Here is a 14186-nt window from a genome sequence, read left to right on the forward strand (position 1 = left end):
GGTCTCCGTGGATTGGCCGGCGCGCCGTCAGGCGACCGTGCGGGCGAGAGCTCTGGCGGCCTGCTCGAAGACTGCGGCGGGCGGGTGCGTGATGCCGGCGCCGATCATCCCGATGCCCGCTTCCCTGTGGGCGATCGCGGTGTTGATGACCGGCAGGATCCCGGTGGCCAGGACCTTGCGGACGTCGATGCCGGTGGGGATGCCCTCGAAGCCCAGGGCGGGGATGGTGACGTTCGGGTTCTGCGTCGTGGTGATCTCGCCCATGTCCCGCGTGAAGGCGACGGCCTCCTGCACGGTTCCGCCGACGAGCGCGACGATGGCGGGTGCGGTCGCCATGGCGAACCCGCCGAAGCCGTACGTCTCGCTGATCGCGCTGTCACCGATGTCCAGGCCGGCGTCCTCGGGCCTGAACCCGGCGAACATCGGCCCGATGACCGGCTGGGCCGGGCCCGTGAGCCACTGGTTCCCGGGCAGGCCGCTGACGCGGAGGCCGAACTCGACGCCGTTGCGGGCCATCGTCGTCACGATGGTCGAACCCTCGATGCCATGAGCGGCGTCCATGGCGGCCTTGGCCATGGCGAGCCACGTGGGTCCGGAGAAGTAGTCCGAACTGGCGATGAAGTCGAAGACCTCCTTCTTCTGCTCCGTGGTGAAACTCGTCTGCAGCAGGGCGGGAGTGAGTGCCTGCGTGAGGAGCAGGGTTCCCGCGATGTTGCGGTTGTGGCACTCGTCGCCCATGTGCAGCGCCTGGGAGAGCAGGAGACGCAGGTCGACGGGGCCACCGATCTCCATGGCCTCCTTGAGCATGGGGCCGAGGACGTCCCGCATCCACACGAGACGCTCGATGACGCTCTCGTCGTTCGCCCCCATGCGGAGGATCTTCGCCATCTGCTCGGAGAGGTTGGTGAAGGCGGTGTTGCCATGCGTCTCGTTGCGGACGATGTGCATGTACATCGACGCGGACGTGACACCGGCCATCGAACCGACGCAGTCGTGTTCGTGGCAGGGCGAGAAGGTGATCTCGCCGGATGCCGCGAGCCGTTCGGCGTCGTCGAGGTCACGAGCCAGGCCCTCGAACACGAGGGCGCCGGTGACGGCCCCCTTCATGGCGCCCGCCATACGATCCCAGGTGATCGGCGGTCCGGCGTGCAGGATCGTCGTCGGGGTCATCCCGGGCACCACGTCGATGGCCCGGCCGAAGCCGACCAGCATCGGCCGTGCGCCGACGATGCGGTCGACGGCTTCGGCATTGGCCGCGTCGGTCCGCTCGGCGACGCGTGGGTCCTCCAGTGCGTCGAGAGCCGCGAGGACCTCGGGGCTGCCGCCGCCGGGCGGAGTCCAGTCGAGGGTCGTGACCTGCGCGCCCTGGGCGGTGAGGTCCCGGTCGAACATGGCCAGTCCGACGTTGACGACGCTGAGGTCGCTGGTGAAGAGGCTGGTGGCCTGAGTGCTCATGCGCGGTGTGCCTTCCGGGCGGTCTCACGGGCGAAGTGGCCCGTCTCGGTGCTGCTGCGGGTGACGGTGACTCCGGCGGCCTCCAGGGCCGCGACCTGCTCGGCGAGGGCCGGGGTGTCGAGGTCGGTGCCCAGGACGTAGCCCACGATCTCCAGGTGACGGCCCGCGTCGGAGGCGATCTTCCTGGCCTGGGCGATGGCGGGGAGCGTGACCCCGACCGGGTCCTCGTGAGCGCCGAACCCGAGGACGAAGTCCATGAGGATGACGGCTACTTGGGGGTCCTCGGCCTCCTCGACGAGGCGCGCCAGGCGTAGGGACGGGTCGATCATCGGGTGCGGGCGGCCGTTGGTGAAGTCGTCGTCGCCGAAGTCGAGGAAGGTGTGCCCGACGCTGGAACTGCCGGCCGTCAGACGCCGCCCGGGGTCCTTCTGGATGTTGCTCCACACGTTGTCGCTGACTTCGAGGAGCGCGTACATCGACTCGTCGCACAGGGTTCCGCCGCAGAACAGGCCCCGCACGTAACGCTGTTCAGGTGAGAGCCGGGCGCAGACCTCGTCCACCTGCTTGGCGGCCAGTTCGTCGACGGCCGCGTGGGCGTCGACCCCGAGGCGGACGGCCTGGAGCGCCGCGTCCTGGGTGCTCGCGGCGAAGTGTCCGCCGGCCGCGGTCACGGTCTCCTCGGATCCGCCGACGAAGTAGACGACCACGGGCTTGCCCGCGCCCGCGATCTCGGCCAGCACCTTGTCCTGCACCGCGGGAGCTGGTGGCTTGGACACGAGGACGATCACGCTGGTCCCGGGATCGTCGGCGAGCGCCCGGATCCCGTCGATCATCATGATGCCGCCGACCTGCTCACTGAGATCGCGGCCGCCCGTGCCGATGAGCTGCGAGATGCCCGCGCCCAGCGCGTGGATACGGACACTGACCTCCTGCGCGCCGGTGCCGGACGCCGCGACGACGCCGACGGTGCCGGGCCGCACGGCGTTCCCGAAGCACAGCGCGACATTGTTGATGATCGCGGTGCCGCAGTCGGGCCCCATCATGAACAGGCCCTTGCTGTGTGCCAGTTGCTTGAGACGGACCTCTTCCTCGATGGGGACGTTGTCGCTGAAGACCATCACGTGCAGGCCGTTCTCCAGCGCCTTGCGGGCCTCCCGGCCCGCGTACGCGCCGTTGACCGCGACGATCGCGAGGTTCGCCTCGGGGATGGCCCGCGCGGCGCTGTCGACCGTGCGGTACGTGACCGTGTCCGCGCCACCGCGCGCACTGGGCGCCTTCTGTACGAGGAGCTCCTCGACCTCCGACAGGAGTGCCGCGTGGTCGGCTCCCTCGCCCGCCTCCACGACGATCATGAGATCCCCGGTGCCCGCGGCGCCGAGATCCGCCGTGAGGAGGCCGAGGTTGCTCAGCACGCCCTTGTTCATCTCGGTGCCCATGGCGACGAACGCCTGCTCCACGCCGGGCAGTTGGTTCGCCCGCGTCGAGATGGACATCAGGGACACCGAGTCGAAGTAGGTGTTCTTCTTGACGACTGCTGTGATGCTCACAGCGAACCTCGCAGTTCTTTCTCCAGGCGAAGCCCGGTCACCAGACCGGACAAGGTGTCGGTGCCGGACGTGTGACCGATGGCCAGCACGTGTCGGACCGGGGTGCGGATGGATTCGGTCGGCCGCGCCTCGCTCCACCCGGAGGGGTGGGCCAGCGCGTGCAGGACGTCGAGCAGTGCGGCGCGGGCCCGTCCCGCCAGGGCCTCGTCGAGCGTGGTGACGCTCAACCGCGTGGTGCGGCCGGGGTGTTCGAGCAGGACGCCCTGAAGCGCCCGCCCGAAGGGGGCGAGCCCGCTGCCCTGGAGCGAGGACAACAGGGCCAGGGCGGTCAGGAAGTCGTCGCCCGCGGGCGTCAGTCCCGGGCCGAGTCCGAGAAGTGACAGGACGCCGCGGCGCATGCCGGCGTCGTCCGCGGACCTGATCGCGCGTACGAGGGTGTCCCGTCCGTCGGCGAGTGCCCGGGTGACGGCTGCCTCCATCGACGATGCGGTGGGAGTCGGGCCGAGCATGCCGCCGCGTGAGCCGTGTGCCTGTATCAGCCGGTCGAGCGCCGAGGCGGCGGCCGCGAGGTCGCGGGGGTCGAGCGCCGCGAGCGACGGAAGAATGGGATGCCATTCATCCGCGCCCTCCGTGTGTACCCGCAGGAGCGCGTCCGCCGCGCGAAGAGTGATGACACCTGGCGCGAACTCCACGGCCTGACCCGCCGAGATGCCCCTCCCTGACCAGCTGTCCACGTCGGTGACGAGGGTCCTGGGGGCGTCACCCCCGCCTCGGGCGGCGAGGGCGACGAGCCTCTCACCAGGCGTCAGTACGTTGACAGTCCGGTGGAAGACGCTGTCGACGACGCCCTGCCCGCGGAGCACGCGCAGGTGCGCGATCAGCGCGGCGTCGCCGGACATGGCGCGCAGCCCGGTGGCTGTGCCCAGAGAAGTCACTGCACCCTCCTCGCCCTCACCGTGCCCGTCGGGCGTGATGGGTTCCCTTCAACATTCGCTCACTGGTATACCATTTGACAATGGGGAAGCGAACAAGTCTGTGGAGGGAATCCATGCGCATCGTCGTGGCTCTCGGAGGCAACGCGCTGGCCCGTCGGGGGGAGCCGATGACGGCCGACCATCTGCGGGCGAACGTGAGGTCCACCTGCGAGGCGCTCGCCGGCCTCGCCCGTCAGTACGAGCTCGTGATCACTCACGGGAACGGACCCCAGGTGGGTCTTCTGGCTCTGCAGAACCTCGCGTACCAGGATGTGGCGGCGTACCCGCTGGACATCCTCGGCGCGGAGACGCAGGGCATGATCGGTTACGTCATCCAGCAGGAGCTCTCCAACGCTCTCGCAGGGGAGCGCGAGGTGGCGGCGATCGTCACGACCACCGAGGTCGACGAGGCGGATCCGGCCTTCGAGCGCCCGACGAAGCTGATCGGTCCCCAGTACTCCGCGCAGGACGCCGCGGAGGCGGCGGCCGAGTACCGGTGGACGATCGCGCGCGACGGTGCGGCGTTCCGGCGCGTGGTGCCGTCCCCGGCCCCGCGGCGCATCGTCCAGGCACCGCTCGTGCGGATGCTCCTGGAGAACGGCAGGCTCGTCGTGTGCGTCGGCGGTGGAGGTGTGCCCGTGAAGATCGACGGCAAGGGCCGCCAGACCGGCATGCAGGCCGTGGTGGACAAGGACCTCGCCAGCGCGGCCCTCGCGGCCGAGCTCAAGGCGGACATGCTGGTCATGCTGACGGACGGCGACTACGTCAGTGAGAACTGGGGGACTCCCGAGCAGCGGGACATCCTGACGGCCTCCCCGGAAGCGATCGCCGAACTGGCCTTCGCCGAGGGGTCCATGAAGCCGAAGGTCGATGCGGCGGTGCGGGTCGCGAAGGCCGGCGGACGCGCACTCATCGGACCGCTCGAACGGATCGACGACCTGCTGGAGCGCCGGGTGGGCACGGAGATCCGGGCCGACGTGCCGGAGGGGATCGTCTTCGCCTGAGCCGAGGTCGGCGGAGCGTGACCCGGAAGGATGTTCTTGCTGCGGGTGGGCTCTATGAGGTCCCTCGGCAGGAATGCATTCCGTTCCCGGACGGTGTGGTCCGGTTACCCGATGGGGGAGTCGGACACACCCTCCGAATTTCTTCGAGAGCGCCTCGTCAAGCGCCGCGACTTCCGCTTTCCTGCCCATTTCTTACTTCACTCGGATTACGAGGAAGAGTATTTGCGCGTGCATATACGCGGGTAGATTGGCGCTCGGCCAGCATGGCCGTGGCGACCGCTGCCAGCAGGAGCAGGGCGAGGGGGATCCGGACGGCCGAGGTGAAGCCGTGCAGGGTGGCGGCCCCCGGGCTCCCGTGGAAGGCCGCCGCCGCGCTCGCGGCCACCGTGTTGAACACGGCCGATCCGATGGAGCCGCCCACCTGCTGGGCGGAGTTCACCGTCGCCGAGGCGATACCGGCGTCTTGTGGGGGCACGTCCGAGGTGGCGCCGGTCATGATGGCCAGGAAGCTGCCGCCCATGCCGACGCTGAAGGTGATCAGTGCGGGCAGGACGTTCGCGGCGTAGGTGGAGTCCGGGTCCAGGAGCGTGAGCTGGAACAGTCCGCACGCGGAGATGCACAGACCGGCCGTCATCATCACGCGCGGGCCGAACCTGGGCAGGAGACGCGTGCCGAGCTGGGTGGCGGTCGCGGTGGTGACGAGGCTGATGGGCAGGAAGCCCAGGCCGCTGGCCAGCGCGGACCAGTCCAGCACGGTCTGCAGGTAGTACGTGAGATACAGCGAGACGGACAGCTGGCCTGCCATCAGTGCGCCACCGGCCAGCAGCGAGGCGACACGGCGACGGTCGCGCATCAGCCGCGGTGGCAGGAGCGGGGCGGCGGACCGGGTCTGCCACCAGGCGAACGCCGTCAGCAGGGCGGCCCCGGCCAGCAGTACGCCGAGCACGCCAGGAGAGGTCCACCCCTGAGCCTCGGCCTGGCTGCACGCGTACACCAGCGCCGTCAGGCCACCGCACCCGAGCACCGCACCCGCGATGTCGATACGGCCGGTGAGGCGCTGGGCGTGATCGCGCGGAGTCCACAGCGTGCCGAGCAGAGCGAGAAGGGCGATGGGTACGTTGACCAGCAGGCACCAGCGCCAGCCGAACCACTGCGTGAGCAGTCCGCCGAGGACGACTCCGAGGGAGGCTCCGGCGCCGCCGAGAGCACCGAAGACGGCGATGGCCTTCCGGCGCTCGCGCAGATCGGCGAAGGTCGTGGCCACCAGGGCGAGGGCCGAGGCGGCCAGAAGCGCGGCGAAGGCGCCCTGTACGGCGCGGGCGGCGAAAAGTGCCTGCGCCGTGGGGGCTGCCCCCGCCCCTGCCGAGGCGACCGCGAAACCGAGCAGACCCGAGGCGAAGACGCGCTTGCGCCCGGCGTGGTCGGCGATGCGGCCGGCGAGCAGGAGCAGCCCGCCGAAGGCGACCGTGTAAGAGGTGACGACCCAGGGGCGGTCACCGTCCGCCATGCCCAACTCCGACTGCATGGACGGCAGGGCCACGTTCACGATGGTGCTGTCCAGCAGGATCATCAGCTGGGCCAGACCGAGGACGCACAGCGCCCACCAGCGGCGGGGATCCGGGAGCTGCTCCTGAGGTGTGCTGGGTGACGGTGGTGGGGCTTGCATGCAGATTTTGTATACCAAAACGCGGGCGAACGTAAAGGTCACACCCGCCGAGCGGGTCCAACGGCTTCATTGGTATGCAGAATCGCCGCTCGCGAGGGCCTGGTGCGGCGGCGGGCGGTTCGAGGGGTCTGCGTCGCCCGGAAACAATTTGCTCACGCAATCTTCACCGCGTGACAGTTGTCCCGGCAGTGCGTTGCGCGGTGTCGCATAAATTCTGGGCAGCGACCTATTGACCGCCCCTACCGCCCCCCGTAATCTCCCGTTCCGAAACAAGGAAAAGTAATTCCGCAATACGGAAAAGCCGGGAGTGTGTCATGGCCGCCGTGCACGAGAAGCCACCCACCGCTGCGGTCGACGGGGAACCCCGGACGAGCCCCGGGCTGTACAGCCCCGACCTCGCCCCCACGAAGAAGGAAGGGCGCCGTTGGGGCGCCTACAGCGTCTTCACCCTCTGGGGCAACGACGTGCACAGCCTCGGCAACTACGCCTTCGCGATAGGCCTGTTCGCCCTGGGGATGAGCGTCTGGAACATCCTGGTCGCCTTCGCGGTCGCGTCGGCGCTGCTCTTCCTGCTCCTGACCCTCTCGGGATACATGGGCAACAAGACGGGTGTCCCGTTCCCCGTCATGAGCCGCATCGCCTTCGGCGTCAAGGGAGCGCAGATCCCGGCCATCGTCCGTGGTGTCGTGGCCATCGCCTGGTTCGGCATCCAGACGTACCTGGCGGCGTCCGTACTGGGCGCGCTCGTCAAAGTGCTCTTCCCCGGGCTGCGCTCCCTCGACGAGAACTCGATCCTCGGACTCTCCACCCTGGGCTGGGCGACGTTCCTGACCCTGTGGGTCATTCAGGTCGTCATCGTCAGCTACGGCATGGAACTCATCCGCAAGTACATGGCGTTCGCGGCACCGACGATCCTCATCACCATGTCCGCGCTGGCGATCTGGATGTTCATCCGCGCCGACGGCTCCATCTCCATGTCGACCGGGCACGCGCCGCACGGCCTCGACATGTGGCGCCAGATCTTCGAGAGCGCCGCCCTCTGGGTCGTCATCTACGGCACCTTCGTGCTCAACTTCTGCGACTTCACACGTTCCGCCAAGAGCCGCCGGGCGATCGTGCGCGGCAACCTCGTCGGCATCCCGGTCAACATGCTGTTCTTCGCCGGGATCGTGGTCGTGCTGAGCGGGGCCCAGTTCAAGCTGAACGGCGAGGTGATCACCGGGCCCGAGGACATCGTGCGCTCGATCCCCAACACGTTCCTGATGGCGGCGGCGTCACTCGCGTTCATCACGCTCACGATCGCGGTGAACCTCATGGCGAACTTCGTGGCGCCGATCTACGCCCTCGTCAACCTGTTCCCGCGCACGCTCAACTTCCGCCGCAGCGGCGTGGTGAGCGCCGTCATCGGCCTGGTCATCCTGCCGTGGAACCTCTACGACAACCCGACCGTCGTGAACTACTTCCTCGGTGGCCTCGGAGCACTGCTCGGCCCCATCTTCGGCGTCGTCATGGCCGACTACTGGCTGGTCCGCAAGACCCGTGTGAACGTCCCCGACCTCTACACCGACGATCAGCAGGGCGACTACTTCTACCAGCGCGGGTTCCACCTGAAGGCCATCGCCGCCTTCGCGCCCGCCGCGGCCGTCGCCGTCGTCATCGCGCTCGTCCCCGCCTTCAAGTCCGTCTCCGGGTTCTCCTGGTTCATCGGCGCGATCCTCTCCGCCGTCGTCTACCTGGTCCTCGCCGACCGCAAGAGGGCGACCAGGGATGTCGACGGTGAGGCCATCGCGGTCGACGCCGCCTGATTGCTCCGCACCACCCTCGTACCGCCTTCGGCCCAGGCCGGACCCGGCAAAGAAAGCCCAGAAATGCGCATCCTCGTCGTCAACGTCAACACCACCGCCTCGATGACCGAAGGCATCGGCGCCCAGGCCGCCGCCGTCGCCTCACCGGGGACGGAGATCGTGCCCCTCACTCCGCCGTTCGGCGCGGAGTCCGTCGAGGGCAACTACGAGAGCTACCTCGCGGCCGTCGCCGTGATGGAGGCGGTCCGTTCCTACCCGCACCCCTTCGACGCCGTCATCCAGGCCGGGTACGGCGAGCACGGACGGGAGGGGCTCCAGGAACTCCTCGACGTCCCGGTCGTCGACATCACGGAAGCCGCGGCGAGCACCGCGCAGTTCCTCGGCCACCGCTACTCCGTGGTCACCACGCTCGACCGGACCGTGCCGCTCATCGAGGACCGGCTCAAGCTCGCTGGGCTTTCCGACCGCTGCGCGTCGGTGCGGGCCAGCGGCATGGCCGTACTGGAGCTGGAGAGCGACGAGGAAGCCGCCGTCGAGGCCATCGTGGAACAGGCGGCCCAGGCCGTCGAACGCGACAAGGCCGAGGTGATCTGCCTCGGTTGCGGCGGCATGGCCGGCCTCACGGAGCGAGTCGTCAAGCGCACCGGTGTCCCCGTCGTGGACGGCGTCGCGGCGGCCGTCACCATCGCCGAGTCCCTCGTCCGTCTCGGCCTCTCCACCTCGAAGGTACGCACGTACGCGGCGCCCCGCCCCAAGGCCATCAAGAACTGGCCGCCGCGGGCCGCGTGAACAAGGAGGCCGGGGCCGCTTCACGCGGTGGTGTCACGGCCGGCTCATCAGGATGCGGCGTGATGTGCGTGGCCCGCCATGCGGGCCACGCCAGAACCTTCAAGTGCGCGTGAACCAACGGCCCTGATGGGAAGTCTCAGTCGGAGGCCCTGGTCTGACGAGGCCTTGGTGGGAGGCCCTCGATCGGAGTGGGCGTCCCGTGCGTTCCCCCCGCCGTCAGCGGACGACGTCGAACACCTGCTTCTGCAGACCGTTGGCGTACGCCTCGGACTCGACGAGCGAGAGCTTCTGGGTGTCCTTGTCCGTGTCGCTGAACAGGCGCTTGCCCGCGCCGAGCAGCAGCGGGAAGACGAGCAGGTGGTAGCGGTCGATGAGGCCGGCGTCGGAGAGGCTCCGGTTGAGGGCGGCGCTGCCGTGGATGATGATCGGCCCGCCCTCGGTCTCCTTGAGCGCGGCGACCTCGTCGAGGGACCGCAGGATCGTGGTCTCGCCCCAGTCCGCGACGAGCTCGTCCTCGGTGAGCGTGGTGGAGACGACGTACTTGGGCATGGCCTTGTACTGGGCGAATTCCTCCATGCCGGGCCAGACCGGGCTGAACGCCTCGTAGCTGACGCGGCCCATCATCATGGCGGCGGCCTCCTGCTGCTCGCGGCCCTTGATCTCGAACGACTCCGGGAGGAACTCGACGTCCTTGAAGGTCCACCCGGAGTTCCGGTAGCCGGGCTCGCCACCGGGGGCCTCGACGACGCCGTCGAGCGAGACGAAGGCGGTGCTGATCAGAGTGCGCATCTCAAGGTCTCCTGATGTGTTCCGTACCGTCCGGCGGGCGGTTGGCAGGTGGTGATCCGGTCTTCCGGGTGTTCGGCCGGTGGCCGATACGGCTGCTCGCCCGCGGATCTCCACTGTCACTGACTGGATGACTGCGGCGCCCGTACAAAATCATCGGCGCGCACCGGACCACTGTTGGTGTCCGACGACGGAGCCACGTGGCGGAAGGTGACAACTGGCACCTTTCCGAACGACCGCACCGCCTACGTCGTCCCGGTGGCCCCGGTCACCGCGCGCGCCACGTCGCCCTGCGGGCGCTGAGCGAACACGGCGACCAGAACCGGTTCGCGGTGGTGGCGGAGCTGGATGTGGTGCGGGGGCGTTGAAGGCCGGGGCCTTTCAACCCCTAGTCGTCCAGCGCCGGTTGCGGCGACAGGGCCAGGAGCTGTCGCGTGTGGCCGGGCAGTTCCACGTCCGCCAGGCCTGTGATGAGGTCCCTGAGCGGGAGGGGCTGATTGACCAGGACCTTGTCGTGGGACAGCAGCAGGGCGTGCACCGGTGTGTCGAGTTCGGTCTCGCTCAGCATCGGGCCGCCGAGGGCGCAGAGGGCGTCTGCCTGGAGGCGGATACGCTCCCGGAGCCCCGCGTTGCCGCCGGCGAGCTCGATGACGTGCTCGATGGTCCAGTTGTCGTGCGCCGTGCGGGTGTCGTACGTCGTGGGTGCTCCCGCGGACGCGGCGGCGACGGTCGAGATGGTGGTGGCGTTGACGATGGCGACGTGGGCCAGGATCTGGTCGGCGTTCCACTCGCCCGTGGGCGGGACGGGGCTCGAGTCCCCGGAACCGGCCACTGTGGCGGCGGCGTCGAGCAGGGTGCGGTAGGCGTCCCGAAGGGAAGTGGTGTCCACGATGGCTTCTTCCTTGAGTCCTGCGCGGAGTGACTGGGGGGAAGCGGCTGTTGTGCCTGCCGTTTCAGGCGTGCGAGCTCGACATGCTCCACGGCGCCTGCGGGAGCACCTCGCCGGTCTCGAGCAGCGACTTGAGGTTCGCGAGAACGGCCGGCCATCCCTGTGAAATGCCGTTCAGCATCTCCAGGTTGGGCAGGTTCTCGTGTGTCACGGTGAGTCGGACGATGTCTTCGTGCGGCTCGACGAGGAAGGTGACGACGGACGGGTCGCGTGGCGGCTGGGCGTCAGGGGTGTCCTCGAACGTGATGACCAGACGCGTCGGCGGCTCGGCCTTGAGGACTTGACCGACGACGTCGACGGCTCCCGACCCGTCGACGCGTCGGTGCTCCCAGGCCGAGCCCGGCTGCCAGTCGGAGACATTGGCGTGTCCCCAGTATTGCGCCGTCAGGTCTGCGTCCGTCAGGGCCTGCCACACCTGCTCCGCGCCGGCCCGGATGTAGGTGACGTAGACGTAGGACGGTACGGATGCTGATCCGCTGCTCATGGCGTACTCCTCTGCCTGGTTCTTGATGGCGCTGATCGCTTGCAGGCGTGGCTTGTCGAACTCGGAGATCCAGCGTTCCTCGATCTCGTGGATCGGGGCCGGATTGAGGTAGTGAAGCCGTTCGCGTCCGCGCCGGACGACGGTCACGAGGCCGGCCCGCACCAGGATGTCGAGATGCTGGGTGGCCGACTGGCGCGCCATGTCCAGGCGGTCGCACAGCTCGCGCAACGTCTGGCCGTTGTGCTCGCGCAGACGGTCGAGCAGCCGCCGCCGGGTGGGATCGGCCAGCGCTTTGAAGACCTGGTCCATCGCTGTCGCTTCGTGGCTCACACTCCGATTATGCAGGTATTCACCTGCATAATGCCAGCGGTCGTGAGGAGTGGGTTCCTGCGCGCCTGGAGTGCCCTGGTCGTCTCCCGTGTCAGAGGTCGGCGGGGGGCGGCGCTTCCGCGGGTGTGGCGGCGGGCCCGGCGGCGATGCCCGGAAGCGCCGGAGCCCCGCGTCGTCCGGCCAGCCGGCACCCGAGGCAGTCCGCGTGCCCGCCGCGCGCGGCGCGGTCCCGGCCCCTGAGATCCGAAGGCCGCGGGCCCGGCGGCTTGCCCCAGCCCGCGAGGTGGAGGCCCCAAGTGACCAGCCCCGCCGAGGCCAGGACGCAGATCCCCGGCCAGATCCCCGGGCGCAGGCCGCAGATGCCGAGGCCGGTGATGATGGCCCCGCAGGTGGCAACGGCGAAGCCGGCCCACCCGGCGACGGTGTGCCCCTCGTCGTGCCGGTGCGTGTCGGGCTGTCCGCCCGGATGCCCCTCCGCCTGCCCGGCCGAGTGCCTCTCTGCCTGTTCGCCCAGAAGTCCCTCGATGTGTCCGGTCGGTTGCGTGTCCAGATGTCCGTTCACGGGGTGCGGACCTCCTCGGCTTGCGCTATTTGTTGGGCGACTGAATTTGTTGAGTGACCACTCAAGAATGGACCGTAGCATGAGTTCTTGAGCGAGCGCTCTAGAATGGTGGGCATGAGCAAGGCACGAGGGCGTCCGCGCACGTTCGACCGGGACGCGGCGCTGGAGGCGGCCATTCGACTGTTCTGGGAGCGCGGCTTCGAGGCGACCTCGCTGGGCGAGCTGACGGAGGCGATGGGGATCCGTCCGGGCAGTCTCTATGCGGCGTTCGGCGACAAGAAGGCGCTCTTCAGGGAGGCCGTCGAGGTGTACGGGCGGTCGCCGGTGGGGTCCTTCCCGGCGCGTGCGCTGGCCGAGGAGCCGACGGCTCGCGGCGCCGTGTCCCGGATCTTGCGTGAGGCGGCGGTGGTCTACGCGGATCCGGCGCACCCGGCGGGCTGCCTGGCCATCAGTGCGGCCACCAACGTCACCGTGCAGGACGAGGAGATCGCCACGTTCCTGCGCGACGTGCGCAACGCGGGCCTGGCCGCCATCGAGGAGCGCCTGCGCCAGGCTCAGGAAGAAGGCGAGCTGCCTGCCGCGGCCGATGTGTCGGCCCTGGCCTCCTACTTCGCCGCGATCGTGCAGGGGCTTTCACAGCGGGCGCGGGACGGAGCCGACGCGGCCGAGCTGTCCCAGGTGGCCGAGCTGGCGCTGGCCGCGTGGCCCGGCGGCGACTGACGGCTGCGTCTGGGCCCTTCCGTCGTCGGTGAACCGGCCCGCGAGCGCGCCGGACGCGCCGTCGGCGACACGGTGGGCATCGCGCCCGAACGGAGGTGCCGACCACATCGGGCTCGTCCTCGCCTGCTCGCCCGCGCCCGCCACCGTTCGCCCCAACCGCACGACTGAACCCGACTCCGCGTGCCCGACGCTCAAGACCGCCGCGGACGTGTGGCTCAGTTGCCTCTCAACTGCTCGCGCAACACCGCGCGCAGTGAGGTGGGTTCGCGTCCGATCAGGGTGGCGAGGGTCGGGTCGACCGTCGCGAATTCGCCGGCGCGACCGGCGGTGAAGACGCCGAGCAGCTGGTCGGCCGTCCCGGCGGGAACGCCGTGGCCCACGAGCTGTTCGCGGAACGCGGCATCAGGCGTCGTGATCCTCTTGACGCCGCGGCCGCCGACTTCCGTGGCGATGGCGGCGATGTCGTCGAAGGTCAGTGCCTGTGCGGCGGTGAGCGGCGGGGTCGGGCCGTCGAAGCGGCCCTCGTCGGTCAGGACGGCTGCCGCCGCGTCGGCGAGGTCGGCGTGCGCGGTCCAGCTCACCGGCCCGTCCGCGGGGAGTTCGACTTCTCCGGACTCCGAACCATGCCCCAGGAACTGCAGCGCACTCGTGGCGTAGAAGCCGTTGCGCAGCGAGGTGAACGGCACGCCGCAGGCGCGCAGGGCTTCCTCGGTGGCGGCGTGGTCACGACAGGGCTCGAAGAGCGATGTGGGGCTCGCGCCCATGTGGCTGGTGTAGAGAATGCGCCGGGCGCCCGCTGCGACCGCCCCCCTTATCGCGGCGCGGTGCTGTCGCACGGCCTCCTCGCCCATCTTGTCGACGGAGACGATCAGCACTTGCGAGGCGCCCTCGAAGGCGTGCGCGAGACCGGCGGCGTCGCTGAAACTGCCTTGTCGCACGCGCACCCCCCGCTCGGCGAGGTCTCTGGCCTTTTGCGGGTCGCGGACGCTGACGCCGACCCGGTCCGCGGGCACGCGTGCCAGCAGGCTCTCGACGATCTGACACCCGAGCTGTCCGGTCGCTCCGGTAACGATGATCATGGTTCACTCCCATGCATGGTTCCAATGGAATCGTAT

12 protein-coding genes and 1 pseudogene are annotated in these 14186 nt (G+C 69.3%); 4 read left to right on the forward strand and 9 right to left on the reverse strand.

Features of this window, described 5'->3' with window-relative positions; translation table 11 throughout:
- Positions 1-27: 27 nt before the first annotated feature.
- The 3 genes from LGI35_RS41130 to LGI35_RS41140 are packed head-to-tail and all read right to left on the reverse strand — an operon-like array spanning position 28 to position 3937.
- The gene (locus LGI35_RS41130; protein ID WP_227299524.1) at positions 28-1455 is read right to left on the reverse strand and encodes a YlbE family protein; all 1428 of its coding nucleotides are present in this window, start codon (positions 1453-1455) and stop codon (positions 28-30) included.
- The gene (fdrA, locus tag LGI35_RS41135; RefSeq protein WP_227299525.1) at positions 1452-3002 is read right to left on the reverse strand and encodes an acyl-CoA synthetase FdrA; all 1551 of its coding nucleotides are present in this window, start codon (positions 3000-3002) and stop codon (positions 1452-1454) included. The genes LGI35_RS41130 and fdrA overlap by 4 nt, the downstream gene beginning before the upstream one ends.
- Positions 2999-3937: an oxamate carbamoyltransferase subunit AllH family protein gene (locus LGI35_RS41140; protein WP_227299526.1), complete on the reverse strand. Its 939-nt coding sequence runs from the start codon at positions 3935-3937 to the stop codon at positions 2999-3001. The genes fdrA and LGI35_RS41140 overlap by 4 nt, the downstream gene beginning before the upstream one ends.
- Before the next feature lie 113 nt (positions 3938-4050).
- Here LGI35_RS41140 and arcC point away from each other — a divergent pair, with 113 nt between their 5' ends.
- Positions 4051-4980, forward strand: coding sequence for a carbamate kinase (arcC, locus tag LGI35_RS41145; protein WP_227299527.1), 930 nt, complete (start codon positions 4051-4053; stop codon positions 4978-4980).
- Between the two features lie 157 nt (positions 4981-5137).
- Here arcC and LGI35_RS41150 read toward each other — a convergent pair whose 3' ends face one another.
- On the reverse strand, positions 5138-6646 hold the full coding sequence (locus LGI35_RS41150; RefSeq protein ID WP_227299528.1) for an MFS transporter: 1509 nt from the start codon (positions 6644-6646) through the stop codon (positions 5138-5140).
- A 314-nt stretch (positions 6647-6960) separates the two neighbouring features.
- Here LGI35_RS41150 and LGI35_RS41155 point away from each other — a divergent pair, with 314 nt between their 5' ends.
- On the forward strand, positions 6961-8451 hold the full coding sequence (locus LGI35_RS41155) for an NCS1 family nucleobase:cation symporter-1 (protein ID WP_227299529.1): 1491 nt from the start codon (positions 6961-6963) through the stop codon (positions 8449-8451).
- Positions 8452-8514: 63 nt separating this feature from the next.
- Positions 8515-9240 carry an aspartate/glutamate racemase family protein gene (locus tag LGI35_RS41160; RefSeq protein WP_227299530.1) on the forward strand — a complete coding sequence of 242 codons (726 nt, stop codon included), beginning with the start codon at positions 8515-8517 and terminating at the stop codon, positions 9238-9240.
- A gap of 216 nt (positions 9241-9456) precedes the next feature.
- Here the strand turns inward: LGI35_RS41160 and LGI35_RS41165 are convergent, their stop codons facing one another.
- From LGI35_RS41165 to LGI35_RS41180, 4 genes and pseudogenes are all read right to left on the reverse strand, one after another.
- Positions 9457-10029 (reverse strand): dihydrofolate reductase family protein, encoded by a 573-nt coding sequence (locus tag LGI35_RS41165; RefSeq protein ID WP_227299531.1) that lies wholly within the window; start codon positions 10027-10029, stop codon positions 9457-9459.
- A 385-nt stretch (positions 10030-10414) separates the two neighbouring features.
- Positions 10415-10915: a hypothetical protein gene (locus LGI35_RS41170; protein ID WP_227299532.1), complete on the reverse strand. Its 501-nt coding sequence runs from the start codon at positions 10913-10915 to the stop codon at positions 10415-10417.
- 64 nt (positions 10916-10979) lie between these two features.
- Positions 10980-11768, reverse strand: a complete 789-nt coding sequence (locus LGI35_RS41175) for an ArsR/SmtB family transcription factor (protein ID WP_227300731.1) — start codon at positions 11766-11768, stop codon at positions 10980-10982.
- A gap of 112 nt (positions 11769-11880) precedes the next feature.
- Positions 11881-12228: pseudogene (locus LGI35_RS41180) on the reverse strand (HGxxPAAW family protein); the annotation flags it as partial.
- Between the two features lie 228 nt (positions 12229-12456).
- Here LGI35_RS41180 and LGI35_RS41185 point away from each other — a divergent pair.
- Positions 12457-13071 carry a TetR/AcrR family transcriptional regulator gene (locus LGI35_RS41185; protein WP_423835782.1) on the forward strand — a complete coding sequence of 205 codons (615 nt, stop codon included), beginning with the start codon at positions 12457-12459 and terminating at the stop codon, positions 13069-13071.
- Between the two features lie 215 nt (positions 13072-13286).
- Here the strand turns inward: LGI35_RS41185 and LGI35_RS41190 are convergent, their stop codons facing one another.
- On the reverse strand, positions 13287-14150 hold the full coding sequence (locus tag LGI35_RS41190) for an SDR family oxidoreductase (RefSeq protein WP_227299535.1): 864 nt from the start codon (positions 14148-14150) through the stop codon (positions 13287-13289).
- Positions 14151-14186: the final 36 nt, after the last annotated feature.

This window comes from Streptomyces longhuiensis, assembly GCF_020616555.1.
Classification (GTDB): Bacteria; Actinomycetota; Actinomycetes; order Streptomycetales; family Streptomycetaceae; genus Streptomyces; species Streptomyces longhuiensis.

Bases quoted from the DNA above. Each gene is read 5' to 3' on its own strand.
- LGI35_RS41155 (WP_227299529.1), top strand. From the start codon at position 6,961: ATGGCCGCCGTGCACGAGAAGCCACCCACCGCTGCGGTCGACGGGGAA.
- LGI35_RS41130 (WP_227299524.1), bottom strand. From the start codon at position 1,455: ATGAGCACTCAGGCCACCAGCCTCTTCACCAGCGACCTCAGCGTCGTC.
- LGI35_RS41185 (WP_423835782.1), top strand. From the start codon at position 12,457: ATGGTGGGCATGAGCAAGGCACGAGGGCGTCCGCGCACGTTCGACCGG.
- LGI35_RS41150 (WP_227299528.1), bottom strand. From the start codon at position 6,646: ATGCAAGCCCCACCACCGTCACCCAGCACACCTCAGGAGCAGCTCCCG.
- LGI35_RS41165 (WP_227299531.1), bottom strand. From the start codon at position 10,029: ATGCGCACTCTGATCAGCACCGCCTTCGTCTCGCTCGACGGCGTCGTC.
- LGI35_RS41175 (WP_227300731.1), bottom strand. From the start codon at position 11,768: ATGGACCAGGTCTTCAAAGCGCTGGCCGATCCCACCCGGCGGCGGCTG.
- arcC (WP_227299527.1), top strand. From the start codon at position 4,051: ATGCGCATCGTCGTGGCTCTCGGAGGCAACGCGCTGGCCCGTCGGGGG.
- LGI35_RS41160 (WP_227299530.1), top strand. From the start codon at position 8,515: ATGCGCATCCTCGTCGTCAACGTCAACACCACCGCCTCGATGACCGAA.
- LGI35_RS41190 (WP_227299535.1), bottom strand. From the start codon at position 14,150: ATGATCATCGTTACCGGAGCGACCGGACAGCTCGGGTGTCAGATCGTC.